Origin of the sequence: Tessaracoccus lapidicaptus, from assembly GCF_001693815.1 — a bacterium.
Lineage (GTDB): Bacteria > Actinomycetota > Actinomycetes > Propionibacteriales > Propionibacteriaceae > Arachnia > Arachnia lapidicapta.
In genome coordinates, this window is the sequence record NZ_MBQD01000011.1 from 356,517 (window position 1) to 382,878 (window position 26,362).

24 protein-coding genes and 2 tRNA genes are annotated in these 26,362 nt (G+C 71.2%); 13 read left to right on the forward strand and 13 right to left on the reverse strand.

Features of this window, described 5'->3' with window-relative positions:
- Positions 1-94: 94 nt before the first annotated feature.
- A complete protein-coding gene (gene gnd / locus BCR15_RS04960) occupies positions 95-1,543 on the reverse strand; it encodes an NADP-dependent phosphogluconate dehydrogenase (RefSeq protein ID WP_068750982.1) in 1,449 nt (482 codons plus the stop codon).
- Positions 1,544-1,635: 92 nt separating this feature from the next.
- Here gnd and BCR15_RS04965 point away from each other — a divergent pair, with 92 nt between their 5' ends.
- The gene (locus BCR15_RS04965; RefSeq protein WP_068750984.1) at positions 1,636-2,079 is read left to right on the forward strand and encodes a VOC family protein; all 444 of its coding nucleotides are present in this window, start codon (positions 1,636-1,638) and stop codon (positions 2,077-2,079) included.
- Positions 2,080-2,083: 4 nt separating this feature from the next.
- On the opposite strand, the gene BCR15_RS04970 is transcribed toward BCR15_RS04965, so the two are convergent.
- The 4 genes from BCR15_RS04970 to pyrR all read right to left on the reverse strand — a co-directional run bounded on the left by BCR15_RS04970 (position 2,084) and on the right by pyrR (position 6,315).
- Positions 2,084-3,202: a glycoside hydrolase family 32 protein gene (locus tag BCR15_RS04970; protein WP_068750986.1), complete on the reverse strand. Its 1,119-nt coding sequence runs from the start codon at positions 3,200-3,202 to the stop codon at positions 2,084-2,086.
- A gap of 379 nt (positions 3,203-3,581) precedes the next feature.
- Positions 3,582-4,850, reverse strand: a complete 1,269-nt coding sequence (locus BCR15_RS04975) for a dihydroorotase (RefSeq protein ID WP_068750988.1) — start codon at positions 4,848-4,850, stop codon at positions 3,582-3,584.
- A complete protein-coding gene (locus tag BCR15_RS04980; RefSeq protein WP_068750990.1) occupies positions 4,847-5,779 on the reverse strand; it encodes an aspartate carbamoyltransferase catalytic subunit in 933 nt (310 codons plus the stop codon). The genes BCR15_RS04975 and BCR15_RS04980 overlap by 4 nt, the downstream gene beginning before the upstream one ends.
- On the reverse strand, positions 5,776-6,315 hold the full coding sequence (pyrR, locus tag BCR15_RS04985; RefSeq protein WP_068750993.1) for a bifunctional pyr operon transcriptional regulator/uracil phosphoribosyltransferase PyrR: 540 nt from the start codon (positions 6,313-6,315) through the stop codon (positions 5,776-5,778). Before pyrR ends, BCR15_RS04980 begins: the two co-directional genes overlap by 4 nt.
- A 96-nt stretch (positions 6,316-6,411) precedes the next feature.
- On the opposite strand from pyrR, the gene BCR15_RS04990 reads away from it, so the two are divergent.
- Positions 6,412-6,612, forward strand: coding sequence for a hypothetical protein (locus tag BCR15_RS04990; RefSeq protein WP_068750995.1), 201 nt, complete (start codon positions 6,412-6,414; stop codon positions 6,610-6,612).
- 7 nt (positions 6,613-6,619) lie between these two features.
- Here the strand turns inward: BCR15_RS04990 and pepN are convergent, their stop codons facing one another.
- Positions 6,620-9,205 (reverse strand): aminopeptidase N, encoded by a 2,586-nt coding sequence (gene pepN, locus BCR15_RS04995; RefSeq protein WP_068750997.1) that lies wholly within the window; start codon positions 9,203-9,205, stop codon positions 6,620-6,622.
- Between the two features lie 152 nt (positions 9,206-9,357).
- Between pepN and ligA the strand changes: the two genes are divergently transcribed.
- Positions 9,358-11,460 carry an NAD-dependent DNA ligase LigA gene (ligA, locus tag BCR15_RS05000; protein WP_068750999.1) on the forward strand — a complete coding sequence of 701 codons (2,103 nt, stop codon included), beginning with the start codon at positions 9,358-9,360 and terminating at the stop codon, positions 11,458-11,460.
- Between the two features lie 8 nt (positions 11,461-11,468).
- The gene (locus BCR15_RS05005) at positions 11,469-11,918 is read left to right on the forward strand and encodes a ribose-5-phosphate isomerase (RefSeq protein WP_068751001.1); all 450 of its coding nucleotides are present in this window, start codon (positions 11,469-11,471) and stop codon (positions 11,916-11,918) included.
- Here the strand turns inward: BCR15_RS05005 and BCR15_RS14895 are convergent.
- Complete coding sequence (locus BCR15_RS14895) at positions 11,915-12,061, reverse strand: hypothetical protein (protein WP_153302373.1); 147 nt, start codon at positions 12,059-12,061, stop codon at positions 11,915-11,917. The genes BCR15_RS05005 and BCR15_RS14895 overlap by 4 nt on opposite strands.
- 33 nt (positions 12,062-12,094) lie before the next feature.
- Between BCR15_RS14895 and BCR15_RS05010 the strand changes: the two genes are divergently transcribed.
- Genes BCR15_RS05010 through BCR15_RS05025 form a run of 4 tightly spaced genes read left to right on the forward strand, consistent with a single transcriptional unit; the run spans position 12,095 to position 17,448 of the window.
- Complete coding sequence (locus tag BCR15_RS05010; protein ID WP_068751003.1) at positions 12,095-12,913, forward strand: Fpg/Nei family DNA glycosylase; 819 nt, start codon at positions 12,095-12,097, stop codon at positions 12,911-12,913.
- A gap of 10 nt (positions 12,914-12,923) precedes the next feature.
- On the forward strand, positions 12,924-13,640 hold the full coding sequence (locus BCR15_RS05015; protein WP_068751005.1) for an HAD family hydrolase: 717 nt from the start codon (positions 12,924-12,926) through the stop codon (positions 13,638-13,640).
- A complete protein-coding gene (locus BCR15_RS05020) occupies positions 13,637-16,156 on the forward strand; it encodes a glycoside hydrolase family 65 protein (RefSeq protein ID WP_068751007.1) in 2,520 nt (839 codons plus the stop codon). Before BCR15_RS05015 ends, BCR15_RS05020 begins: the two co-directional genes overlap by 4 nt.
- On the forward strand, positions 16,156-17,448 hold the full coding sequence (locus BCR15_RS05025; protein ID WP_068751009.1) for a hypothetical protein: 1,293 nt from the start codon (positions 16,156-16,158) through the stop codon (positions 17,446-17,448). Before BCR15_RS05020 ends, BCR15_RS05025 begins: the two co-directional genes overlap by 1 nt.
- Positions 17,449-17,451: 3 nt before the next feature.
- Here BCR15_RS05025 and BCR15_RS05030 read toward each other — a convergent pair whose 3' ends face one another.
- The 6 genes from BCR15_RS05030 to BCR15_RS05055 all read right to left on the reverse strand — a co-directional run bounded on the left by BCR15_RS05030 (position 17,452) and on the right by BCR15_RS05055 (position 20,484).
- Positions 17,452-17,802 (reverse strand): L-rhamnose mutarotase, encoded by a 351-nt coding sequence (locus BCR15_RS05030; RefSeq protein ID WP_068751011.1) that lies wholly within the window; start codon positions 17,800-17,802, stop codon positions 17,452-17,454.
- 33 nt (positions 17,803-17,835) lie between these two features.
- Positions 17,836-17,911 (reverse strand) — tRNA-Pro (locus BCR15_RS05035).
- Between the two features lie 56 nt (positions 17,912-17,967).
- Positions 17,968-18,038, reverse strand: a tRNA-Gly gene (locus tag BCR15_RS05040).
- Between the two features lie 59 nt (positions 18,039-18,097).
- Positions 18,098-19,243 (reverse strand): type II toxin-antitoxin system HipA family toxin, encoded by a 1,146-nt coding sequence (locus BCR15_RS05045; protein ID WP_068751013.1) that lies wholly within the window; start codon positions 19,241-19,243, stop codon positions 18,098-18,100.
- Positions 19,240-19,434 carry a helix-turn-helix domain-containing protein gene (locus tag BCR15_RS05050; protein ID WP_068751015.1) on the reverse strand — a complete coding sequence of 65 codons (195 nt, stop codon included), beginning with the start codon at positions 19,432-19,434 and terminating at the stop codon, positions 19,240-19,242. The genes BCR15_RS05045 and BCR15_RS05050 overlap by 4 nt, the downstream gene beginning before the upstream one ends.
- A gap of 162 nt (positions 19,435-19,596) precedes the next feature.
- On the reverse strand, positions 19,597-20,484 hold the full coding sequence (locus tag BCR15_RS05055; RefSeq protein ID WP_068751017.1) for a patatin-like phospholipase family protein: 888 nt from the start codon (positions 20,482-20,484) through the stop codon (positions 19,597-19,599).
- Between the two features lie 121 nt (positions 20,485-20,605).
- Between BCR15_RS05055 and tig the strand changes: the two genes are divergently transcribed.
- The 5 genes from tig (at position 20,606) to BCR15_RS05080 (ending at position 26,346) form a co-directional block, all read left to right on the forward strand.
- Positions 20,606-22,000 carry a trigger factor gene (gene tig, locus BCR15_RS05060; RefSeq protein ID WP_078919676.1) on the forward strand — a complete coding sequence of 465 codons (1,395 nt, stop codon included), beginning with the start codon at positions 20,606-20,608 and terminating at the stop codon, positions 21,998-22,000.
- A 158-nt stretch (positions 22,001-22,158) separates the two neighbouring features.
- Positions 22,159-22,755, forward strand: a complete 597-nt coding sequence (locus BCR15_RS05065; protein WP_068751127.1) for an ATP-dependent Clp protease proteolytic subunit — start codon at positions 22,159-22,161, stop codon at positions 22,753-22,755.
- Positions 22,755-23,396, forward strand: a complete 642-nt coding sequence (locus tag BCR15_RS05070) for an ATP-dependent Clp protease proteolytic subunit (protein WP_228383430.1) — start codon at positions 22,755-22,757, stop codon at positions 23,394-23,396. Before BCR15_RS05065 ends, BCR15_RS05070 begins: the two co-directional genes overlap by 1 nt.
- Before the next feature lie 138 nt (positions 23,397-23,534).
- On the forward strand, positions 23,535-24,815 hold the full coding sequence (clpX, locus tag BCR15_RS05075) for an ATP-dependent Clp protease ATP-binding subunit ClpX (RefSeq protein ID WP_068751131.1): 1,281 nt from the start codon (positions 23,535-23,537) through the stop codon (positions 24,813-24,815).
- Between the two features lie 19 nt (positions 24,816-24,834).
- Positions 24,835-26,346: an ATP-dependent DNA ligase gene (locus BCR15_RS05080; protein WP_068751021.1), complete on the forward strand. Its 1,512-nt coding sequence runs from the start codon at positions 24,835-24,837 to the stop codon at positions 26,344-26,346.
- Positions 26,347-26,362: the final 16 nt, after the last annotated feature.

Here is a 26,362-nt window from a genome sequence, read left to right on the forward strand (position 1 = left end):
ACACTTCTCCCGCTCCTGACAACACCGCCCGTTTCGCCATCCCAGTGTGAGTCTCGCGGGTGCGTACCACCACGAGACTCACACTCGACGTGGCTCAGTGGCTGTCGGTCGCCTCCACCTCGGCGCCGTCGGTGGACCAGTTGACGTGGAACGTCCCCTCGCGGTCGACGCGCCGGTAGGTGTGGGCGCCGAAGTAGTCACGCAGCCCCTGCGTCAGGGCGGCGTTCAGGCGCGGGGCGCGGGCCTGGTCGTAGTGCGCCAACGCGGCCGAGAAGCCCGGCACCGGCACGCCGCCGCGCACCGCCTCCGCCACGACGGTGCGCCACGCGTCCTGCGCGTCGGCCAGCCCCGCCGCCACCGACGGCGCCTCGAGCAGCGTGGTGAGCTGGCCCGCCGCGTACTCCGAGCGGATGCGCTCCAGCAGCTTGGCGCGGATGATGCAGCCGCCGCGCCAGATCTTGGCCACCTCGCCCACGTTGATGTCCCAGCCGTACTCGTCAGCCGCCATGCGGATCTCGTCGAGCCCCTGGGCGTACGCGACGACCTTGCTCGCCCACAGCGCCTGCCGGATCTGGTCGAGGAACCGTGCCCGGTCCTCGACGCCGATGGTCCCGGCGGGGCCGTGCAGCGCGGCTTGCGCCGCGCGCCGCAGCTCCGGCGACGACGAGATCGCGCGCGCGAACACCGACTCCGCGATCGTGTTGACCGGGGTGCCGAGCTCGAGCGCCGATTGGACCGTCCACGTGCCGGTGCCCTTCATGCCGGCGGCGTCGACGATGACCTCCACGAGCGGGCCGCCCGTGGCCGGGTCAACCTTGCGCAGCACCTCGGAGGTGATCTCGATGAGGTAGGAGTCGAGGTCGCCCTCGTTCCAGGCGGCGAAGGTGTCGGCCATCTCCTCGTGGCTGAGGCCGAGGGCCTTGAGCAGTTCGTAGGCCTCGCCGATGAACTGCATGTCGGCGTACTCGATGCCGTTGTGCACCATCTTGACGAAGTGGCCCGCGCCGTCGGTGCCGATGTAGGTGCAGCACGGCTCGCCGTCGACCTTGGCCGAGATCGACTCCAGGATGGGTCCGAGGGCCTCGTAGGACTCGGCCGACCCGCCGGGCATGATCGACGGCCCCTCGAGCGCCCCGACCTCACCGCCGGAGATGCCGGCGCCGACGAAGTGGAACCCGAGTCCGCGGAGCTTCTCCTCGCGGCGCCTGGTGTCCTCGAAGAACGCGTTGCCGCCGTCGACGACGATGTCGCCCTCGTCGAGGAGGGGGAGGAGCGAGTCGATGGTGGCGTCGGTGCCGGCGCCCGCCTTGACCATGATGATGATGCGGCGGGGGCGCTCGAGCGAGGCGACGAAGTCGGCCAGCTCCGCGGCGGGGCGGAAATCGCCCTCGTGGCCGTGCTCGGCGATCACGGCGTCCGTCTTGGCGGTGGTCCGGTTGTAGACCGCGACCCGGTGCCCGTTGCGGGCGAGGTTGCGGGCCAGGTTGGATCCCATCACCGCCATCCCGATCACGCCGACGTTGGCCAGCTGCGCCTCAGACATATCCGTCTCGTCCCTTCTTCCGCGACTCTCGTACCGCCCGAGCCTATCGGGCAGAATTGGAGGCCCCGGCCATCCCAGTGATTGGACCCGCCATGCACCTGACGACGACGCTCTGGTTCGCCACTGAGGCCGAGCGGGCCGCGGACCGCTACACCGAGATCTTCGGCGGCCCCACCCCGACGGTGCACCGCGGCCCCGACGGCAACGTCCTCGCCGTCGAGTTCACGGTCCTGGGCTGCCACTTCACGGCCATGAACGGCGCGCGGGTCGCGCCCAGCGAGGCCATCTCGTTCCAGGTGCCCTGTGACACCCAGGAACATATCGACACCTTCACCGACGCGCTGATCGGCGAGGCGGGGGAGCAGCAGGCCTGCGGGTGGCTGCGCGATGAGTTCGGCGTGTCCTGGCAGATCGTCCCGGCGGAGCTGCCGAGCCTGTTGTCACACCCCGTCTGGGGCGGTCACGTGGCGGCGGAGCTGTTGTCGATGCACCGCATCGACATCCGGCGCCTGCTCGCCGCCGGCCACGTGGAGTAGGCCGTCAGCGGGCCGGCCCACCGAGGAGGCCGCGCCCTCCGCGCACCTCGACCACCTCGTCGTCGAGGACGACCTCCACGGGGCCTCCGTCGTGGGGCAGCTCCGCGGTCAGCGACGGCGTGACCAGGCGGAGGACGTCGCCGTCGAGCTCGAGCGTCGCGGTGTCGGTCAGCTCGAGCAGCCCCTCGGGCAGCCAGGTGTAGCGCTCAGCCGTGCCCGGCTCGGCGTGCGCGTCGAGGTCCGGGTGCGGCTCGGCGAGGAGGCGGTCGCCGTCGACCCGCAGCACGTAGGGCAGCGACAGGCAGCCGGTCCAGTCCTCCCCGCGCACCTCGCGCAGCCAGGCCATCATGCACGGCCGGCCCGCGGCGTCGCGGAAGACGGTCGGGGCGTAGTAGGTGCCGTAGGTGAGGCGGCCCCAGGCGCGCGGGGTGAACCGGCCGCCCGCGAACTCGCCGACGGCGTAGCCCGCGTAGTGCAGCCTGCCGGCCTCCCACACGGAGGTGAGCATCACCCAGGAACCGTCCACCTCGATGACCTGTGGGCACTCCCACAGTGCGCCCATCCAGACCCCGTCGGTCTCGTCGCGGTGCCGGCTGAGCGCGACGCCGTCGTAGGCCCAGCTCTCGCCGTCGGTGGAGACGAAGCCGTGCATCATGGCGTGCCCGGACGCGGAGTCGGAGCCGACCATCATGCGCCACACGTCGCCGTCGCGGAGCACGAAGGGGTCGCGGAAGTCCCTGATGCCCAATCCGGCGGGCGCGGTGACGACGACGTCGCCCTTGTCCCAAGACGTCAGGGCGGTGTCGCGGGGACGCGCGGTGCGGACCGAGGCGAGTCCGAGGACGGGCTGTCGCGCGGAGGTGTAGTACGCCAGCGGGCCTAGGTCGTCCTCGACGATGCAGCCGGTCCAGATGCCGTCGTCGCCGTCGCCGGGCTGGATCGCGGGGCCCGCGTAGCGCAGGCTGAACAGGTCGTCGCCGATGGCGTGTCCCCACTCGATGCCGAGGCCCCAGTCGAGGGTCTCGGGCGCGTGCTGGTGGAACACGTGGTAGCCGTCCGCGCGGTGGATGACGCCGTGGGGGTCGTTGAGCCATCCGCGCGGGGACCGATAGTGCAGCCTCATGGAGTGAGACTAGAGCCGCCCGGGCGCTCCCGCCGGGGTGGCGGCTTCATCCGCCCCGGTTCCGCCCGCTCGCGAGGCCTGGATGAGCCTGATCCATGGCTCGACGACCGAACTCGTCGATATTCGCCTGATTCGAGCGTTGACCCTCGAAGCAGGCTCAAGCCTCTCTTCGAATCGTGGAGAGCCTGGGAGCGGTAAGACCCCATGAGAAACCTTGAACAAACCCTGGACAATCGTCGCGGCTCGACGTACTCTCGAGTCATGCCCGCCGAGGCCATCCAGAACGGCCGCGCGGCGCACCCCGGCGCCAAGATGACGCCCAAGACCATCCTCATGTCGGTGCACTGCGCCGGCTGACCCCGTCCTACCGCCGGGACTCCTACGCCCGGCGGTAGGTCTCCCGGCCGCGCAGGTACGTCGCCACCACCGGGTCCGGCAGGAGCCGGCCGTGGTAGGGGTTGTTGCGGCTGAGCGACGCCGACGCGTCGCGGTCCACCGTGCCCATCCGCTCGGGGTCCACCAGCACGAGGTTCGCCGGCTCTCCGACGGCGAGCGGTCGGCCGTGCCCAGCAAGCCGCGCGATCCGCGCGGGCGTGTGGCTCATCCGGTCCGCAACACCGGCCCAGTCCAGCCGGCCGGGCTTGACCATGGTCTCGATCACCACGGACAACGCCTGCTCAAGGCCCAGCATGCCGGGTCGGGCATCGACGAAGGCGTGGTCCTTGTCCTGGGGCGCGTGCGGGGCGTGGTCCGTGGCGACGGCGTCGATGGTGCCGTCGGCCAGCGCCGCGCGTAGCGCCTCGATGTGTTCCGAGGTGCGCAGCGGCGGGTTGACCTTGTAGACGGTGTCGTAGTCGACGAGTTCCTCGGTGCCGAGGAGCAGGTGGTGCGGCGTGACCTCGGCGGTCACGTTGATGCCGCGTGCCTTGGCCCAACGGACCACCTCGACGCCCTCCGCGGTGGTGATGTGACACACGTGCAGCCGCGACCCCGTCGCCTCGGCGAGCATGACATCGCGGGCGATGATCACCGACTCCGCGACCGGCGGCCAGCCGCCCAGCCCGAGCCGGCCGGACAGTTCGCCCTCGTGGCAGCACGCGCCGGGGCCGGCGAGCGTGGCCTCCTGCGAGTGCTGGGCGATGACGCCGTCGAACGGCCGCACCCACTCGAGCGCCTTGCGCATCAGCGACGCGTCCTGCACGCACATGCCGTCGTCGGAGAACATCGTGACGCCGGCGCGGGAGCGGTGCATGAGGCCGAGCTCGGCCAGCTCCTCGCCGCGCAGCCCCTTGGTGATGGCGCCGATGACCTGCACGTCGACGACCCCGGCCGCGAGGCCGAGGTCATGGATGTGCTCGGCCTTCTCCGCGGTGTCGGTGACCGGCTGCGTGTTGGCCATCGCCAGGACGGCCGTGAACCCGCCGCGGGCTGCGGCCCGCGCGCCGCTGGCGACGGTCTCGGCGTCCTCGCGGCCAGGCTCCCTCAGGTGGGTGTGGACGTCGACGAGCCCGGGCAGCGCCAGGAGCCCGGAGCAGTCGACGCGCTCGGCGCCCGAGGGCGCCTCGTCGACGAGGTGACCGTCGGCCACGTGCAGGTCCGTGGTGGCACCGTCGGGCAGGGACACCCCGCTGAGTACGTAGGCCGTCATGACTGGTCCTCTCCGGCGAGCAGGTGGTAGAGCACGCTCATCCGCACCGCGACACCGGACGAGACCTGGTCGAGGATGATCGAGCGGGCGGCGTCGGCGGCGGCCGACGAGATCTCCAGTCCCCGGTTCATGGGGCCGGGGTGCGCGATGCACGCGCCGTCCTTGAGCAGCGCCAGGCGCCGCGGGGTGAGCCCGTAGCCGTCGATGTACTCGCGCTCGGACGGGAAGAACCCTCCCTGCATGCGCTCGCGCTGCACGCGCAGCATCATCGCGACGTCCACCTCCGCCAGCACCGAATCGAAGTCGTGCGTGACGTCGACGCCCCACGTCTCAACCCCGGGCGGCAGGAGCGTCGGCGGCGCCACGAGCACGACGGAGGCGCCGAGCTTGGCCATCAGCAGCACGTTGCTGCGCACCACGCGTGAGTGCAGCAGGTCGCCGGTGATCGCGACGCGCTTGCCGGAGATGTCGCCCAGGTCGTGGCGGGCGAGGTGCCGCCGGATGGCGTGGGCGTCCAGCAGCGCCTGCGTGGGGTGCTCGTGCATGCCGTCGCCCGCGTTGACCATCGACGCCCGCACCCAGCCGGCGGCCTGCCGCACCGCGCCGGACCCCGCGTGGCGCATGATGATCGCGTCGACCCCCATGGCGTCCAGCGTCAGGAGCGTGTCGCGCATCGACTCGCCCTTCGACACCGACGACCCCTTCGCCGACACGTTGATGGCGTCCGCCGAGAGCCACTTCGCGGCCAGCTCGAACGACGACCGCGTCCGCGTCGAGTCCTCGAAGAACAGGTTGACGACCGTGCGGCCGCGCAGGGCAGGCAGCTTCTTCACCGGCCGCGACTGCACGTCGTGCATCTCCTCGGCCAGGTCCAGGATGGAGCGGATCTCGTCGACGCTGAGATCCGCGATGCTGAGGAGGTGCTTCACCGGCCGGTCCGTTCGATCGTGACGAGGTCCTCGCCGTCGGTCTCGCGTACCGCGACGCGGACGCGCTCGTCGCGGGCCGTCGGCAGCTGCCTGCCGACGACGTCCGCCTGGATGGGCAGTTCCCGCAGCCCGCGGTCGATCAGGGCGGCGAGCTGGATGGCGCGCGGCCGACCCAGGTCGGCCAGCGCGTGCAGCGCGGCCTGCACCGTGCGGCCCGAGTAGAGGACGTCGTCGACCAGCACGACGACGGCGTCGTCGATCGAGCGGGGGAGCACCGTGCGGCCGACGGGGCGGGTGGGGTTGGCGCGCAGATCGTCGCGGTACATCGTGATGTCCAGCCGTCCGACGGCCAGCTCGTGCCCCTGCTCGGCCGCGATCCGCGCGATCCGGTCAGCGAGCGGGGCGCCGCGGGTGAGGATGCCAAGGAGCACCACCCCCTCCGACCCCTGGTTCCGCTCAAGGATCTCGTGGGTCATCCGGGTCAACGTCCACGCCATCTCGTCGGCGGTGAGCACCGTCCGTGGGGCCTGTTCCATCGCACCTCCCGTGGGTCGGAGGCAATCTACCGCACCCTGCCGGATCGGCCGCGGGACGTCTGCCCTACGGCCGTCTCGTCGGTTACGCTTGCCCGCATGAATCTGCTCCCTCTCGAGGTCCTGCCCGGCTGGCCCCAGCCGGAGCCCGTGTCGGACCTGACGCTCGTCATGCTGACCATCGTGGGCCCGCTGGCGCTGGGCGCGGTCATCGCGCTGCTGGCGTTCGGCCCGAAGCTGGCGCGCCGCCAGCGCGACGAGGCCCGGGGCACCGACGTGGAGCGGGTGCACCGGGCCTGAGCGCAGGTCAGCCTCGGCTGACCTCCTGCACCCGCAGCGCGCGCCGCGCCTCGTCCAGCCGTTCGGTGACGGTGCGGCGCACCTGCTCGCTGGGCTCGTTGTCCTCGAGCCACGCCGCGACGGTCGCGACGAGGGCGTCGTCGGCGAGCGGCTGGGGGAACAGCCAGCGCAGCGCCGTCCCGATCGCGGCGTAGCCGCGGTCCGCCCAGGTGCCCTCCCGGCGTGAGATCCGGCCGAGGAGGTCGAGATACGCGGCCGGGTAGGGCTCCAACACCTCGTCCTGGCCGTAGCGCCAGAACCCCATACAGATCGCGCGGTGCGTCTCGTTCGGCACCGACGGGTCGTCGGTCGCCCGCACCCAGGCCGCCATCTTCGTCTCCGCGTCAGGCAGCGACGCCGCCGCGCCGGCCGCCTGCTCGGCGCCGGCGGACGTGCGATCCCGCTCGAGTTCCGCGGCGATCTCGTCCTCGCCGATCGCGCCCAGCTTCGCCAGCGCCGACGTGATCGCCCACCGCATCCCGGTGTCGATGGCGAGCCCCTCGGGCACCTCCTCATCGACGAGCCAACCCTTGAGGAGCGCCACCCCCTCGGAGCTGCGGACCGACGCGATGAGCGCCTTCGCGATGAGCACCTGCGCGTCGGAACCGGCCTCGGACGCCTTGAGGAGCCGCGCCAGCCCGGTGACGAGCGTCACGTTGGCGTCGGCGCGCAGCTCGGGCGCCGTGAAGGACAGCGAGGCCATGACTGCCTGGTTCAGCAGCGTGGAGACCGCCGCCATGTCGTGCTCGCTGGGGATTGCGGCCAGGGCGAGGGCCACATAGTCCTGCGGCCGGAACTGCGCGTCCCGGGTCATCTCCCAGAACGCCGCGAACGTGACGGCGCGCGCCAGCGGATCCGTGAGCCCGCCGATGTGCTCCACCAGGGCCGCGGCCGACGCCTCGTCGAGGCGCACCTTGGCGTACGTGAGATCGCCGTCGTTGAGGAGCACGACGTCCCCGCGGGCCACGCCGACGAGCTCCGGGATCTCGGTCGACTCCCCGTCGATGTCCGCCTCGACGTACTCGCGACGCTCGAGGCGGCCCTCGTCGTCGAGGTGGTAGAGCCCGATGCCGAGCCGGTGCGTGCGCAGCGTCGGGTAGTCCGGATGGGCCGTCTGCACGACGGCGAACCGCGTGAAGCGGCCCTCGTCGTCGACGTCGAAGTCCGCCGCGAGCGTGTTGACCCCCGACGTCTCCAGCCACTGCGCCGAGAACCAGCTGAGGTCGCGCCCCGAGGCCGCCTCCAGCTGCGTCAGCAGATCGCTGAGCTGCGTGTTGCCGTACGCGTGGGCCCGGAAGTACTCCGTGACGCCGGCCAGGAACGACACCTCGCCGACCAGCGACACCAGCAGCTTGAGCACCGAGGCGCCCTTGGCGTAGGTGATGCCGTCGAAGTTCTGCTCGACCTTCTCCAGGTCGCTCATGTCGGCCGCGATCGGGTGCGTGGTCGACAGCTGATCCTGCAGATAGGCCCACGCCTTGCGCTCGTTGCTGAACGACGCCCACGGGTTGGCTCCGGTGTCGTAGCGGCGGGCGATCTCGTCGTTAGCGTAGTGGGAGGCCCACTCGGCGAACGACTCGTTGAGCCACAGGTCGTCCCACCAGCGCATGGTCACCAGGTCGCCGAACCACATGTGGGCCAGCTCGTGGAGGATCGTGTTGTCGCGGGCGTCCAACTCGCGGCTGGTGACGCGGGAGCGGAAGAGGTACTCGTCGCGGAACGTCACGCAGCCGGCGTTCTCCATGGCCCCGGCGTTGAACTCGGGCACGAAGATCTGGTCGTACGTGCCGAAGGGGTACGCGACCCCGAACGCGGTCTCGAACACCTCGAAGCCGCGCTGCGTGGTGGTGATGATGCGGTCGAAGTCCAGGTACTCGGCCAGCGACTGGCGACAGGCCACCGACGCCGGGACCTCGCCCGCGGCGGAGTCCAGCACCGCCCGCCGGACGTGGAACTCGCCCGCCACGAGGGCCGTGATGTAGGTGGAGATGCGCGGCGTCGGGGCGTGCTCGAAGCGCCCGAAGCCGTCGCCCAGATCGCTGGGGGCCACGCTCGGGGCGTTGGTGAACACCAGCCAGTCGATCGGGGCGAGCACCGTCAGCTGGAAGGTCGCCTTCTGGTCCGGCTGCTCGGCGGTGGCGTACATGCGCCGGGCGTCGGCCGCCTCGAACTGCGTGTACAGGTACACGCGTGCATCGGCGGGATCCACGAAACGGTGCAGGCCCTCGCCGGAGTTCGAGTAGCGGCACACGGCCACCACCGTGACCTCGTGCGGGCCCTCCTCCAGGTGCGGCAGCGGCAGCCGGTAGCCGTCGAACGCGGACGTGTCGAACGGCTCCCCGTCGAGCCTGGCCTCGCGGACCTCGTCGGCGATGAGGTCGAGGTGCGTGTCGCCGCCGTGCGCCGTCAGCGTGAGTTCCGTCGTGGACAGGAACTGCCGCTCCGGCTCGGCGACCTCGCGGCCCCGGAGGTCGACGGTGACCCGGTAGGCCTCCGTCGAGATGACGGCGGACCGGTCCGCCGCCTCGAGGCGAGTGATGTTCGCCGTAGCCATGCTGCTGCTCCTACTGTCGGTGTCTCGGCGCCGTACCCCCTGCGGACCGGCGCGCCACTGCGGCCCATTCTGGAGCGTACCGGCCCCCGCGCGTGGGATTTCGGACTCCTGGACCGTGTCAGGGCCGGATGGCGTGTGGAACGATGGGCGCCATGAGCGAGCACGACGAGGCCGAGTCCGGGGTGACCTCGCCCGAGCTGAGGCGGCGCTGGACCGAACTCAACCAACTCCTGGCCGAGGCGCAGGAGGCCTATTACGGCGCCGCGGCGCCGACGCTGTCGGACGCCGAATACGACGAGGCCATGCGCGAGCTCGAGGCGCTGGAGGCCGCGCACCCCTCCCTCGTGACGCCCGACTCCGTGACCCAGCGGGTCGGGGCGGCGCGGGTCACCGACTTCCGGCCCATCGAACACCGCCGGCGCATGATGAGCCTGGACAACGTCTTCTCCGACGAGGAGCTCGCGGCGTGGCTCGCCAGGACCCCGGCCGAGCGCTACCTGTGCGAACTCAAGATCGACGGCCTGGCGGTCAACCTGCTGTACCTCGACGGACGGCTCGCGGTCGCGGCCACCCGCGGCGACGGTCGCGTCGGCGAGGACATCACCCCCAACGTCCTCACGCTGCAGGGGGTGCCGCACCGGCTGCGCGGCGAGGCCCCGGCGGTGCTGGAGGTCCGCGGCGAGGTGTTCTTCCCCGTCGCGGGCTTCGAGGACCTCAACGCCGCCTTGGTCGCCGCGGGCAAGGCGCCCTTCGCCAACCCCCGCAACGCCGCCGCCGGCTCGCTGCGGCAGAAGAACCCCGAGGTGACCGCGGCCCGGCCACTGCGCATGCTCGTCCACGGCGTCGGCGCCGTCGAGGGCGTCGAGTTCGGGTCGCAGAGCGAGGCCTACGCACGCATGCGCGAGTGGGGACTGCCCGTCCCCGACACGTTCGTCGTCGTGACCGGCGCCGACGACGTGACCGCGTTCGTGCGCCACCACGGCGACCACCGCCACGACCTCAGCCACGAGATCGACGGCATCGTCATCAAGGTCGACGACCTGGACGAGCAGGAGCGCCTCGGCGCCACGTCGCGCGCCCCGCGCTGGGCCATCGCGTACAAGTACCCGCCGGAGGAGGTCAACACCAGGCTCCTCGACATCCGCGTCAACGTCGGCCGCACCGGGCGCGTCACGCCCTACGGCGTCATGGAGCCGGTGTTCGTCAGCGGCTCCACCGTCGAGATGGCCACGCTGCACAACGCCTACGAGGTGGAGCGCAAGGGCGTGCTCATCGGCGACACCGTCGTGCTGCGCAAGGCCGGCGACGTCATCCCCGAGATCGTCGCACCGGTCGTCGCGCTCCGCGACGGCACCGAGCGGGCCTTCGTCATGCCCACCCACTGCCCGTCCTGCGGGACCGAACTGCGGCCCGAGAAGGAGGGCGACAAGGACATCCGCTGCCCCAACGCCCGGACCTGCCCCAGCCAGCTGCGGGAGCGGCTCTTCGCGCTGGCGTCGCGCGGGGCGTTCGACATCGAGGCGCTGGGCTGGGAGGGCGCCGGCGAACTGTTGTCGCGGGGGCTGTTGACCGACGAGGGGGCGCTGTTCGGCCTCACCGCCGACGACCTGCTCCGCACCGAGCTCTACACCCGCCAGGCGAAGCCCGCCGAGCTCGCCGACCCGCCGGCCACGGGCATCCGGGACGGGCGTGTGCTGTCGCGGCAGGGGGAGAACCTGCTGGCCAACCTCGCCTCCGTGAGGACGCAGCCGCTGTGGCGCGTGCTGGTGGCACTGTCCATCCGGCACGTCGGGCCCACGGCGGCGCGTTCGCTGGCGGCCCGGTTCGGCTCGCTCGACGCCATCCGCGCCGCCTCCGTCGAGGACCTCGCCTCCGCCGACGGTGTGGGCCAGGTGATCGCCGAATCGATCCAGGCCTGGTTCGACGTGGACTGGCACCGCGACATCGTCGAGGCGTGGGCGGCCGCCGGCGTGCGGATGGCCGACGACGTCGACGAATCGGCTCCGCGCACGCTGGAAGGGATCACGGTCGTGGTGACCGGCTCGCTGCAGGGCTTCAGCCGCGACGAGGCCAAGGAGGCCATCCTGTCGCGCGGAGGCAAGGCCGCGGGGTCGGTCAGCCGGAAGACCGACTTCGTCGTCGTGGGGGAGAACGCCGGCTCGAAGGCGGCGAAGGCCGAGGAGCTGGGGCTGCGGATCCTCGACGAGTCCGGGTTCGAGGCCCTCTTGGCCAGGGGTCCGGCCGGGGTGGAATAGTTGCCCCCATGCGTGTCCACATTGCCACCGACCATGCGGCCTTCGAGCTGAAGAACCACCTCGTCGACCGCCTCCGCGCCGCCGGCTACGACGTCGTCGACCACGGCGCCCACACGTACGAGGCGCTTGACGACTACCCGCCGCTGATCATCCCCTGCGCGGAGGCCGTGGCCGGCGAACCCGGGGCGCTCGGCATCGTCCTGGGCGGCTCCGGCAACGGCGAGCAGATCGCCGCGAACAAGGTGCGCGGCATCCGCGCCGCCCTGGCCTACAAGCCGGAGTTGGCCGAGCTCGCGCGCCAGCACAACGACGCCAACATCGTGGCCCTCGGCGGCCGGATGCAGTCGTTCGACGAGGCCTACGCCATCGTCGAGACGTTCCTCACGACACCCTTCTCCGGCGACGAGCGGCACCAGCGCCGCATCGACCAACTCGCCGCGTACGAGGCGCGGGCTTAGTTCCTCCCGGGCGCGGCGGGCGGGCGCCGCTCGTCGCGCGGCGCGGTGCGCCGGGGGAGCAGCCGGGCGCGGATGGCGCGTGCCCGGTCCACGAGGCCGGACACCCCGTCGCGGCCGAACTCCCGCGGATGCTCCTCAGTCATGAGGGCATGGTAGCCCCGGGCTAGTCTGGGGCGATGCCCGAGGGTCACATCATCCATCGCCTCGCCGACGCCCTGACGGGGACCTTCGGCGGTCGCCCGGTCTCGGTCACGTCCCCGCAGGGGCGCTTCGACGCCGCCCCACTCGACGGCGCCGTCCTCGAACGGGGCGAGGCCGTCGGCAAGCACCTCTTCGTCGACTTCGCCACCGGTGACGTCGTGCACATCCACCTCGGCCTCATCGGGAAGCTCCAGCTCGAGCCGTTGGCCCCTCCCCGGGGGCAGGTGCGGCTGCGGATCCATGACGGGATCACCTCCGCCGACCTGCGCGGGCCCCAGTGGTGCCGCACCATCACCCCCGACGAGCGCGACGCCGTCGTCGCGGCCAGCGGCCCCGACCCGCTTCGCCCCGACGCCGATCCCGCGAAGGGATTCGCCCGCCTGCGCCGCTCGTCGAAGTCGCTCGCGGCCCTCCTCATGGACCAGCGGGTGGCCGCGGGCGTGGGCAACATCTTCCGGGCGGAGGTGCTGTACCGGCACCGCCTCAACCCCGACGTCCCCGGCAACCGTGTCGACCAGCGCACCTGGGACCTCATCTGGACGGACCTGGTGGGCCTCATGGCGTACGCGGTGGAGCACGGCCGCATCGACACCGTCCGTGTCGAGCACGGCCCCGAGGCCCAGGGCCGGGACGCGCGGGTCGACCGCCACGGCGGCGAGGTGTACGTCTACCGCCGGGCCGGTCAGCCGTGCCTGGTGTGCGGCACCGCGGTGCGGACCCGCGTGGTCGAGGGACGCAACCTCTACTGGTGTCCTCGGTGCCAACGCCGGTCGCGGGCCGCCGCGCAGGTCTAGGCTCGTCCGCATGGAGTGGGGCGCGTACACCGCGGTGCTGTTCGATCTCGACGGGGTGCTCACCCCGACCGCCGAGGTCCATATGAAGGCGTGGAGCGAGATGTTCAACGGCTACCTCGCCGGCCTGCCCGGGCAGGAGCCGTACGGCGACGCGGACTACTTCGCCTACGTCGACGGCAAGCCCCGCTACGACGGCGTCCGCGACTTCCTGGCCTCGCGCGGCATCCTCCTGCCGGAGGGCGCACCCGACGACGACCCGGGCCTCGAGACGGTCTGCGGTCTCGGGAACCGCAAGAACGCCACCTTCACCCACATCGTCGCCCGCGACGGGGTGACCCCCTACGCGGGGTCCGTGGCGCTCGTCGAGCAGCTGGCGGCCGACGGCCACCGGCTCGCCGTCGTGTCCTCCTCGCGCAACGCCCGGCCGGTGCTCGAGGCCGCCGGGCTGGCCGGCCACTTCCCCGTCGTCGTCGACGGGGTGCTCGCGAAGGCCGAGGGGCTGGCCGGCAAGCCCGCCCCCGACACGTTCCTCCGCGCCGCCCAGCTGCTGGGCGCGCCGCCGGCGCAGGCGGTCGTGGTCGAGGACGCCATCTCGGGCGTCGCCGCGGGCGCGGCGGGGGGCTTCGGGCTGGTGATCGGGGTTGACCGGGGCGTGGGGGCCGAGGCGCTGCGCATCGCCGGCGCCCACGTCGTCGTGTCCGACCTGGCGGAGGTGGCGGCGCGATGATCCGCGACATCACGGGCGACCCCATGGACCGGGACCGCTTCCCGGTCGACACCTGGCGGCTCGTCGAGACCGAGCCGGGCGAGGACCACGGCCTCACCGAGACCCTCTTCGCGGTCGCGAACGGCCACATCGGGATCCGCGGCACGACGGAGGAGGGCCGGCCGAGCCACTCGCCGGGCACCTTCGTCAACGGCTTCCACGAGACGTGGCCGATCAAGCACGCCGAGGAGGCCTACGGCTTCGCCCGGACCGGACAGACGATCGTCAACGTCCCCGACACCACGCTGCTCAAGGTCTACGTCGACGACGAACCCTTCGTGATCTCCGTGGCCGACCTACAGTCCTACGAGCGCGCCGTCGACTTCCGCCGCGGCCGCCTCACCCGCTCGCTGGTGTGGCGCACGCCGGCCGGGAAGCGCGTTCGGATCCGGTCCTCGCGCATGGTCTCCTTCACCGACCGCCACGTCGTGCTCCACGAGCTGGAGGTGACGGTGCTCTCGGGCGGCGGGGCACCCGTCGTGGTCAACTCCCTCATCGTCAACAGGCAGGACGGCTACACCGACTATCGGCGGCCGGCAGCGGCCGGCGAGGGCTGGGACCCGCGCCGCTCGTCGGCGTTCAACGGCCGCGTGCTGCTGCCCCAGCTGCACTGGGAGCACGACCCCCGCATGGTGCTGACCTACCAGACCGCACGCTCGGGCATGACGCTGGCGGTGGGAGCCGACCACGCCGTCGAGACCGACAATCCCGTCGAGATCCTGTCGTCGACGCAGGAGGACATCGGCAAGTACGTCTTCCGCGTCGAGGCGGCGGAAGGCGTCCCCATCACGGTGCGCAAGGCGGTGGCCATCCACACCTCCCGGGGCGTGCCGGCCGAGGAGCTGTCCGACCGGTGCCGCCGGACGCTGGACCGCGTCCGCGACAAGGGATTCGAGTACTACCACGCCGAGCAGGAGGCCTGGCTGGACACCTTCTGGCGGGACTCCGACGTCGTCATCGACGGCGACCCCGCCGTCCAGCAGGCGGTCCGGTGGTGCCTGTTCCAGTTGGCGCAGGCCGCCGCCCGCAGCGACCAACTGGGAATCGCCGCCAAGGGCGTGACGGGCTCCGGCTACGAGGGCCAGTACTTCTGGGACACCGAGATCTACGTGGTGCCGTTCCTCATCTACACCTCGCCGCGGGTGGCGCGCAACGTCCTGCGGTTCCGGGTCAACCTCCTGCCCCGGGCACGGGAGCGGGCGGCCGTGCTGTCCCAGAGGGGCGCCCTGTTCCCGTGGCGGACCATCAGCGGTGAGGAGGCCTCGGCGTACTACGCCGCCGGCACCGCGCAGTACCACATCGACGCGGACGTGGCCTACGCCTTCGCCAAGTACGGCGACCTGACGGGCGACACCGGGTTCATGCACCGCGACGGCGTCGAGGTGCTGATCGAGACCGCCCGCATGTGGGCCGACCTCGGGTTCTGGCGACAGGACGCCGACGGCACGGACCAGTTCCACATCCACGGCGTGACCGGCCCCGACGAGTACACCACCGTCGTCAACAACAACATGTTCACCAACGTCATGGCCCGGGCCAACCTGCGGGCCGCGGCGACGCTGGTGCGCGAGATGGCCACGGCAGATGCGGAGGTCTACCGCAGGCTCGCCGCGCGGCTGAATCTCGACCCGGCCGAGGTCGACGAGTGGGAGGCCTGCGCCGACGGGATGGTCGTCCTGTTCGACGAGACCTTCGGCATCCACCCGCAGGACGCCCAGTTCCTCGCCTCCGAGCTGTGGGACCTCGAGAACACCCCGGATGAGAACCGGCCCCTGCTGCTCCACTACCACCCGCTGGTCATCTACCGCTTCCAGGTGCTCAAGCAGGCCGACGTCGTGCTGGCGCTCTTCCTGCAGGGCGACCAGTTCACCCCGGCGCAGAAGCGCGCCGACTTCGAGTACTACGACCCGATCACCACGGGCGACTCCACCCTGTCGGGCGTGGTGCAGTCCGTGGTCGCCGCCGAGGTGGGCTACCAGGACATGGCCATGCGCTACTTCCTGTCGGGCCTGTTCGTGGACCTGGCCGACCTGCACGGAAACGCGCGCGACGGTGTGCACATCGCCTCGACGGGCGGCGTCTGGACGGCTCTGGTCTACGGGTTCGGCGGCCTGCGCGACCACGGGGGGCGTATCACGTTCGATCCCCGGCTGCCGGACCAGTGGGACAGCCTCCGGTTCCCCCTGCAGATCCGCGGCTCCCGGGTCAGGGTCCATCTGGAGCGCACCGCCATCACGTTCGAGATCGAAGTCGGCGAGCCGGTGGCCGTGAGCGTGCGCGGTCAGGACGTGACGGTGGAGCCCGGCACACCACTGCGGGTGCCGTTGGACGGGCAAGGCCCCAGGCTCGCCTCCTTGCACGGCCGGCATCCGGTGCTGGGCGCCAACCGGGAGGACGGGTCGATCGTGCGGGCCGTGGTTCCCGGCGCGCAGGCCCAGGATCCGGACGGCCCGACAGTGCTGGGAGGACCGCTCTGATGGTGACCGAACTCACCGGGGCCGTCCAGGAAACGTTCGAGTCGCGCCCGACGGCGCGGGGCTTCGAGCTGTGGGGCGAGGGGCGCCTGCGCCGACTCACCGTCGAGTTCGGCGAGGGCTGGGGCCACCCCCGGCCTGCCGAGGACGTCGCGGGGGTCGACGTCGACCACGAGGCCGGCGTCGTCGCCCGGGTGCGGGTGCGCTCCGGGCAGCGCGTGCGCCTGGAGGTGTCGCTGGAGTCGGTGACCGAGGACATCGTCGCGGTGCCGGCGCCCGTGCTGCGGGTCGAGGGTCCGCGGGAGCCCGTGTCGTGGCTGGCGGGTGCGTCTGGCGAGATCGTCCTGCCGGCGCCGGACGGCCCGGGCATGCTGACGCAGCGCCGCGGCCTGTGTGCCCCGGGCGAGGGCCTCGGCGAGGCCGTCCTGTTCGAGGACCCCGCGCTGCTGCGCCCGCGACAGCTGGTGTCGGCCGCCTGGACGTACGAGGCCATGACGGGCGAGGAGCTGGAGGTGCCGGTCGAGCAGACCTGGCTGCCGTGGGTGCGGCATGTCCCGGTGGGCGACGCCGTCGAGTTCAGCGTCCCGGACGGCACCGTCACGGTCGAAGAGGGGGCCGACCTGGCCGAGGCGGAGGGGGAGTTCATGGTCACCCCGAGGCCAGGGCTCGAGCGCGTCGGGGTGTGGGGGCCCGGCGGCCGGACCGAGGTCGAGGTCGGCGCGTTCCGCGACGTGGCGGTCCTCCGCGGTGAGCTGATGGCCGGTGGCCCGCGCACCGACGTCTGGGCCTACGTCGCCGTGCGGCACATGCTCGACTCCTGGACGTCGGAGGATCTGCTCGACGCGGTCGACCGCGTCATCGGCGACTACCAGGACCGCCCCACCGCGTGGGCCGCGTGCACCGCGATCCTCGCCCACCGGCTCGGTCTGCCGGTCGAGAGGGAGGCGTCGGCCGCCGCCGCCGCGGTCCTGGCGCGCCCGACGCGCCTCGACGGCATCCTGCTCGCGCTGCACGGCCTGACGCCGGTCGATGTCGCGGGCGGCGGGTGGCCCATCGGGGACTTCGACGAGGTGGGCCGCTCGGCGTTCACGGCGATCGGCTTCGGGCGGATCAGCACCGACGACCGCCCGCTGAGGGGCAGCGACGTGGCGCTCGCCAAGCTGTACGCGGCGGGACTGGGGGAGTCGGAGCGCGGCATCCGGCTGGCCGCCTACGCGCAGGCCGCCGAGAACCGGCTCCTGTGCCTGCTGTCGGCGGCGCCGAACCCGGTCGACGTCGCCTGGTTGTCGATCTGAGGGTCAGTCCTCGAGCGCGGCGAGCTGGTCCTCGAGGTTGAAGACTTCCTGCAGCAGCACGAAGCCCTCGTCGGGGGCGACGTCGAGGTCGACGAAGAACTCGCCCATCTCGGCCTGCCAGCGCGCGTTGACCTCCGTCGCCGCCATCGCGGCCTGGGCCGCGGCGAGGTCGTCGGACTCGACGTAGCCGATGAGCAGACCGTCGGGGCGCATGAACAGCGAGTAGTTGTGCCAGCCGGAGGCCTTGAGCGCGCGGAGCATGTCCGGCCAGACGGCCGCGTGGCGCTCCTTGTACTCCTCGATGCGGTCCGGCTTGACCTGGAGCTCGAAGCAGTAGCGGCGGCGCTGGGACATGGGGGGCCTTTCGTGTCTGGACGCGTCGGTGCGTGGTCGGGGCGACAGGACTCGAACCTGCGGTCTCCTGCTCCCAAAGCAGGCGCGCTAGCCACTACGCTACGCCCCGATAGTGAGACCGGAGCCCTTGCCGAACATGTGTCTGACAAGGGCTCCGGCGCCTCGAGCGGATGACGGGAATCGAACCCGCGTAGCTAGTTTGGAAGACTAGGGCTCTACCATTGAGCTACATCCGCAGAACCGCCGACGAGTGTATCAGCACTGGCGGGGGGCCGCGATCCACGCGACGGCGTCCTCAGGTCCCGGCATCGCGCCGCCGTCGGGCTAGCTGCCGCCGCAGCGTGCGGACGGCCATGTCGTCGAAGGGCAACGTGCCTCCGGCGAGGTCCTCGTCGAGCCCCTCGGTGGCGCGGAGTGCGATCTGCAGAGCCCGTTCGGCCACGGGGAGGGGCAGCCCGATGTCTGTGCCGAACGCCAGAAGGTGCCGGCGGATGAGTCCGTCGCTCCGGCCGCCGATGGTCAGCGCCGTGGTGTGATCCCCGTAGGGGAGCGTGCTGAGCACATCGTAGATGGGCGCGATGCGCCACTCGCCGCTGGGATCCTGGCGGACGGCGAGGTTCTTCGCGTGCAGGTCGCCGTTGCCGATCAGCCACGAGAAGACCACCTGCAGGTACACACTGCGCAGCGCCGCCTGAGGGGCGGCGCACACCGCAGCCAGGGCGAGAGCGACGTCCTCCGTGCTGAGCAGGTACTTGTCGGCGGGATAGCGGCCCATCACCTGGCAGGCATCTTCGACGGCGACCCTCTCCGGCACCCGGTCGAAGCGCCGCACGAGGAGTCCGGAGAGCCCTCGGGCATCGGTGACGAGGCGCGCCTCGGCCACCGGCAGCCTCAGCCTGCGGGCGAGCCGGAGGAAGTACGCCTCGTTCTCGACGGCGTGGGGATAGTCGGGGGGCGTGAGCTTCACGAAGGCCGGGGCCCCGTCCACACCGGCGCCGGGAAGGGTGATCATCCCCGAGGACAGCTTGTCCTGGGCTCCCGGGATGGACACCCGATCGATTCCGTGCGTCCTGAGGAGCGCCGCGAAATCCAGCGTCGCCCCCGGGGCGATGACCGGCTCGGCCGGAACCGGCGCCGTCCCGGACGGCAGCACCTGAACGTCTCCCACCGTGTCCGAGCCGACGGCAAGCAGGAGGCTCAACTCGTCGTCCGCTGACGTCTTGACCGCACGCAGCAGCGCCGAGAGACGGCGTCCCTCCGGGAGGAGGTTGGTGAAGTAGGGCGGCAGTGTGCGGCCGGGGCGGTCGACCACCGTGCCCAGTGGGAGGGTGAGTGCGACTGGAGGGCCGCTATAAGCCGCCAGATACTCGAACCTGGTGTCCGCTCCGACCGCGGTGAGTCGGCCCGCCAGGGTCCCGGCCTTGTAGACGTCCGCGCTCATCGCTGCACCGTTGCGGTGAGTCGCAGGCCCAGGGCCGCCAGGAGCGCTTCCGCCTTGTCGAGTCGGACGGATCGTTTGCCGGCCTCGACATCGCGGACGAACCGCTCCGAGACGCCTGCCATGTCAGCTGCATCGAGTTGGGTGAGGCCGAGCGTTCTCCGGCGCTCGGTGACGACCGCGGCGAGATCCATCAATGGTCACTGCCCCCTCCTCCGGCGCGATCGTGCCGGTTGGATCCAGTAGAGCACGCGCCGGCGACGAAGTCCAGCTATTCCGGCGAGATCGTGCCGGAATAGCCCCTGTGGGGCGGCTGCAGCCGGGCGGGGGTGTGCGTTCGGCGCGATCGCGCCGAATCAGACGCCGACGAATCGCCGGATCGCGGGAAGCTCCCGCTCGGCCTGGGCGCGCCCGGCCTGGAACACCGAGCGGAGCACCGGCACCCGGCGCTCAGAGTTGCGGATGGGCATGAGATCAGGGAAGACGAGGTAGGCGCGGCCCGCGCGCTCGAGTTCGAGCAGCTCGTCGACGGTCCGGTTGTAGTTGGCGGGCCGCTGCAGGATGCCGCGGGCGACCGCCGGGTAGCGACGGAAGAGGGCGCGGTGTGCCACCGGGAACCTGGCCGGCGGCTTGCGGTAGCCGCGCTCCCGGGTCATCACCACGATGAAGCGGTCGTACCCATCGGCCCGCGCCGCGTCAAGGGCGAAACCGCCGGTCGGACCCAGGGCGCCGTCGCAGTAGTCGACGCCGTCGATGGTGGTCAGCGGCATGAGCAGCGGCATCGTCGACGACGCGCGCACCCGCTTCATCAGCGCCGCCATGTCCGCCAGGTCGTCGCGGCCCCAATAGACCATCTCACCGTCGCTGCACCGGAAGCCGCCGATGCGCACCTGGGCCGGGTTGCCGGTGAAGGCGTCGAAGTCCAGCGGCAGCACCTGGTGAGGCAGCGACGTCTGCTCGTAGATCCACTCCGCGTTGAACACGCCCTTGCCCGCGAGCCACGTCCGCCAGTCCCCGAACTCGGGGTGCGCCGCGAAATCCACGAACGACCGCTCCGCCCGCTCGGCGTCCTGCGCCACGTAGTTGACCGTGCAGCTCGAGCCCGCCGAGATGCCACCGACCCAGTCGCAGTGGATGCCCGCCTCGAGCAGGACCGCCAGCACGCCTGAGGAGTAGGCGGCCCGCATGCCGCCGCCCTCGAAGATGAGGGCGGTGTCGGTCACGGTGCTGGTGATCTCGGTCACGCGGGCCACTCTAGGACGGCCGTGGCGCAGGCCGGCGGAGGGGTCGGGCCCGCCGATTGGTCGCCCGCCCGATGACCGATAGACTCGCCGGTGATTCATGTCCAACTTCAGGAGTCCATTCGTGCCCAGCACCGCTGAGAAGCTCAACCCGACGCGGGTGAAGCTCACCGTCGAGATCCCCTTCGCCGATCTCAAGCCGTACCTCGACAAGGCCTACAAGGAGATCGCCGAGTCGGTCAACATCCCCGGATTCCGGAAGGGGAAGGTGCCCGCCGCCGTCATCGACCAGCGCTTCGGTCGCGGGGTCGTGCTGCAGGAGGCCATCAACGAGGCCGTGCCCAACGCCTACAACGCGGCGGTCACCGAGCACAAGGTCGTGCCGATGGCGCAGCCCGAGGTCGAGGTCACGAAGCTTGAGGACAACGAACTCGTCGAGTTCACCGCCGAGGTCGACGTCCGCCCCGAGGTGACCCTGCCCGACTTCGCCGCCATCACGGCCACCGTCGACAACGCGGGCGACGTCGACGCTCTCGTCGAGGAGCGAATCGAGCTGCTCCGCGAGCGCTTCGCCACCACCACCGAGGTCGAGCGGGCCGCGGCCGAGGGCGATGTCCTGACCCTCGACCTCGAGGCCAAGCAGGACGGCGAGACGCTGCCCGACGCGACCGCCGATGGCATCACCTACAAGGTGGGCCAGGACCAGAACATGCTCGAGGGCCTCGACGAGGCCGTCACGGGCCTGAAGGCCGGCGAGTCCGCCACCTTCACCTCGACTCTGGTGGGCGGCCAGTTCCGCGGCCAGGAGGCCGAGATCACCGTGACCGTGCAGAAGGTCTCGGAGCAGAAGCTCCCCGAGGTCGATGACGAGTTCGCCCAGCTGATCTCCGAGTTCGACACGGTCGAGGAGATGAAGGAGGACCTGCGCAAGGGTGCCGAACAGCAGGTCAAGACCGACCAGCTCGCCGACGCCCGCGACAAGGTTCTCGAGGCCGTCATCGAGCAGGTCGAGGTCCCGCTTCCGGAGTCGGTGCTGTCGCGCGAGCTAGAGGCGCGTCGCGGTGAGGTGCAGCGTCAGCTGGCCTCCGGCGGCCTCACCGTCGCCGACTACCTCGCCAACGCCGAGGACGAGGAGGCGGAGACCGAGGAGGAGTTCTGGGCCACGATCGACACCCGCTCGGAGCAGGCGCTCAAGGCGCAGGTCGTCCTCGACGTCTACGCCGACGAGCACTCCATCGACGTGTCGCAGCAGGAGCTCACCGAGCTGATCTTCCGCAAGGCTCAGCAGAACCGCACGAGCCCGCAGGACGAGATCAACCACATGATGGAGCACAACCACATGCCGGAGTGGATGCAGGAGATCCGCCGCGGCAAGGCTCTGGCCGCCATCTGCGCCGACGCCAAGGTCACCGACGCCGACGGCAACGCCGTCGACACCTCGCTGGCCGTGGACCCCATCGAGGCGGCCGACGAGGTCACCGCGGAGGAGCAGGCCGAGGAGAACGAGACCGACGCCTGAGCGTCCCTCGTAGCCCCTGACGTCGCGAATCGCCGCCCGGATCACCGGGCGGCGATTCGTCGTTGAGACAGCCGTCGGCGAACACCGCCCCACCCGCTTGGGTGGCGGCGGTTTGCCGGTAGGTTAGTGGGGTGAACAACACTTCGAACGACATCCGAATGGCGGGGCCCGGCGGCTCCGGCCTCGGCCTGACCGACAACGTCTACGCGTCCCTGTTGGCCAACCGGATCATCTTCCTCGGGTCGGAGGTGCGCGATGAGAACGCCAACGCGATCTGCGCGCAGATGCTGCTGCTGAACGCGGAGGACCCCCACAAGGACATCTTCCTCTACATCAACTCCCCGGGCGGCTCCGTCGATTCCGGCATGGCGATCTTCGACACCATGCAGTGGATCAGCAATGACGTCGCCACGGTCGCGATGGGCCTGGCCGCGTCGATGGGGCAGTTCCTGCTGTCCGCAGGCACGCCCGGCAAGCGGTTCGCGCTGCCGCACAGCCGCATCATGATGCACCAGCCGTCCGGCGGCCTCGGCGGCACGGCCTCCGACATCCGCATCCAGGCCGAGCAGTCCCTGCACATCAAGAAGACGATGGCCGAGCTCATCGCCAAGCACACCGGTCAAACCATCGACCAGATCGAGGCGGACTCGGACCGTGACCGGTGGTTCACCGCGGAGCAGGCTCTCGAGTACGGGTTCATCGATCACGTGTTCGAGCGCGCCGCGCAGATCAAGACGGAGGCCCCGAACCAGTGATGAGCACCCTGCCCGAGGGCGTCGCCCGGCCCGGAATGGACATGAACTACTACATCCCGCAGTGGGAGGAGCGCACCAGCTACGGCGTGCGGCGCGTCGACCCCTACACCAAGCTGTTCGAGGACCGCATCATCTTCCTCGGCACCCCCATCAACGACGACGTGGCCAACGCCGTCATGGCCCAGCTGCTGTGCCTGCAGTCGATGGACGCGGATCGGCAGATCTCGATCTACATCAACTCGCCCGGTGGCTCCTTCACGGCGCTGACCGCCATCTACGACACCATGCGCTACATCAAGCCGGACATCCAGACGGTGTGCCTGGGACAGGCCGCCTCCGCGGCCGCCGTCCTGCTGGCTGCCGGCACCAAGGGGAAGCGGCTCGCCCTGCCGAACTCGCGGATCCTCATCCACCAGCCGGCCACCGAGGGCGGCTACGGCCAGTCCTCTGACCTGGAGATCCAGGCCAGGGAGATCCTGCGGATCCGCGCCCTGATGGAGAACATGCTGGCCGCCGACACCGGTCAGGACCTCGCCAAGGTCAGCAAGGACATCGAGCGCGACAAGTACCTGACCGCGCAGGAGGCGGTCGAGTACGGCATCGTCGACGACATCCTGCCGTCGCTGAAGGACCTGGGCTGACCTCCCGTCCGTGGGGCGGCGCCATCCGGCGCAGCCCCACGGATCCGGGTTGGTGTGTCTCCCGTGTGGGCGGCGCGGCGCGGGTAGGGTGGGGCTCTGACGGAGCCCACGCACGAGACAATGAAGGAGGTGGGCGACGTGGCGCGCATCGGCGAGTCCAGTGACCTGTTCAAGTGCAACTTCTGCGGCAAGAGCCAGAAGCAGGTCAAGAAGCTCATCGCCGGCCCCGGCGTCTACATCTGTGACGAGTGCATCGGGCTGTGCAACGAGATCATCGAGGAGGAGTTCCCCCAGCCGACCGACACCGGCCTCGGCGCGGAACTGCCCAAGCCCCGCGAGATCCGCGACTTCCTCGACACCTACGTCATCGGCCAGGACTCGGCGAAGAAGACGCTGTCGGTGGCGGTCTACAACCACTACAAGCGCATCCAGGCGCAGCAGGGCAGCCACGGCCGCCGCGCCGAACACGACGACGTGGAGGTGGGCAAGTCCAACATCCTCCTGATCGGCCCCACGGGCTGTGGGAAGACCTACCTCGCACAGACGCTCGCACGGATGCTCAACGTGCCGTTCGCGATGGCGGACGCCACCGCGCTCACCGAGGCGGGGTACGTCGGCGAGGACGTGGAGAACATCCTGCTCAAGCTGATCCAGGCGGCGGACTTCGACATCGCCAAGGCTGAGACCGGCATCATCTACATCGACGAGATCGACAAGGTGGCGCGGAAGTCCGAGAACCCGTCGATCACGCGCGACGTGTCCGGTGAGGGCGTGCAGCAGGCACTGTTGAAGATCCTCGAGGGCACGGTCGCGTCCGTGCCGCCGCAGGGCGGCCGCAAGCATCCCCATCAGGACTTCCTGCAGATCGACACGACCAAGGTGCTGTTCATCGTCGGCGGCGCCTTCTCGGGCCTCGAGGAGATCATCAACCAGCGGATCGGCAAGCGCCCGCTCGGGTTCAACAACTCGACGGAGGCGCGCGCCCCCGAGGGCGAGCCGTTCGCGGCCGTCCGCCCCGAGGACCTCCACAAGTTCGGCCTCATCCCCGAGTTCATCGGCCGCCTGCCCATGATCACGTCGGTGTCGCCGCTGGACCGCGAGGCGCTGGTCCGGATCCTCGTCGAGCCCCGCAACGCCCTGGTGCGGCAGTTCCAGAAGCTCTTCGAACTCGACGGCGTCCAGCTGGAGTTCACCGACGAGGCCGTCGAGTCGATCGCGGAACTCGCCCTGGTGCGCGGCACCGGCGCCCGCGGCCTGCGTGCCATCCTCGAGGAGCTGCTGCTCGACGTCATGTTCGAGGTGCCCTCCGAGGAGGACGTGGCGCAGGTGCTCGTCACCCGCGACGCCGTCGAGGGACTCGCCGCGCCCACCATGGTGCCGCGGGCCAAGCTGGCCCGCCGCCGCGACATGTCCGCCTGACCCACTCCGGGCGCGGGCCATGCTGTTCAGCGAACTGGTCGCCGTCTCCGGGGCCGTCGCGGCCACGCGGTCCCGGCTGGAGAAGCGCCGCCTCCTTGCGGGCGCGCTGCGGTCCGCCTCCGCTGACGAGGCGGAGGTCGTCGCCACGTATCTCTCCGGTCGGGTGCGGCAGCGGCGGACCGGCGTCGGATGGCGCGGCCTGGCCGATCTGCCCGCCCCGGCGGCCGCCCCGTCGTTGACGCCGCTCGAGATCGACGCCACGTTGGAGCGGCTCTCCCTCCTCGCCGGGTCCGGCTCCCAAGGCGAACGCGCCCGCGAGGTCACGGCGCTGTTCGCGCGCGCCACCGGCGCCGAGCAGGACGCCCTGCGCGGGCTCATCACCGGGGAACTGCGCCAGGGGGCACTCGACTCCCTGCTGCTGGACGCCGTCGCCGAGGCTGCCGCCGTGCCGGTCGAGCTGGTGCGGCGGGCCGCGATGTTCTCGGCGCCGACCGGTCCCGTCGCGGCCGCGGCGCTCCGGGGCGGCGCTGACGCGCTGGCGGCGTTCCGGCTCGAGGTCGGCAGGCCGGTGCGGCCGATGCTCGCGGCGTCGGCCCCGGATGTGGCAGCCGCCATGGACCAGAGCGACGGCGAGGTCTGCGTCGACGGCAAGATCGACGGCATCCGCATCCAGGTCCACCGCCGGGGCGACGACGTGACGGTCTTCACCCGATCGCTGGACGACATCACCGAGCGGCTCCCGGAGGTCGTCGACGTCGCCAGGAGCCTGGGGCCCCTGCGGCTCGTCCTCGACGGCGAGGCCATCGCCCTCGACGCGACCGGCCGCCCCCGGCCGTTCCAGGACACGGGCTCGCGGACCATGAGCCGCGACGCCACCGCACTGCGCGCCACCGTGCCGCTCACGCCGATGTTCTTCGACGTCCTCCACGTCGACGGCCGGGACCTCATCGACGAGCCGGCACGCGTCCGCGCCGCCGAACTCTCGCGGATCGTGCCGCCGGAGGCCGTGGCCCCCCGGCTCGTCACGGCAGACGCCGGCGAGGCCGCGGCGTTCTTCGACCGGATGATCGCACTCGGCCACGAAGGCGTCGTGATCAAGGACCTGGCCGCCCCGTACGACGCCGGCCGCCGCGGCTCCGCCTGTGTCAAGGTCAAGCCGCGGCACACCCTGGACCTCGTGGTGCTGGCCGTCGAGTGGGGCAGCGGCCGACGCTCCGGCCTCCTGTCCAACATCCACCTCGGGGCCCGCGACGGCGACGGCTTCTCGATGTTGGGCAAGACCTTCAAGGGGATGTCCGACGAGATGCTCACCTGGCAGACCGCCCGCTTCCTGGAGCTGGCGACGGGCCGGGAGGGCCACGTCGTGCACGTCCGGCCCGAGCAGGTGGTCGAGGTGGCCTTCGACGGCGTCCAGCGGTCGCGCCGGTATCCGGGCGGCGTCGCGCTGCGGTTCGCGCGCGTGCTGCGCTACCGCGACGACAAGACGGCGGCCGAGGCCGACACCCTCGAGGCGGTCCGGGCCCTCGCGTAGCCGGTATCGTGGGGCC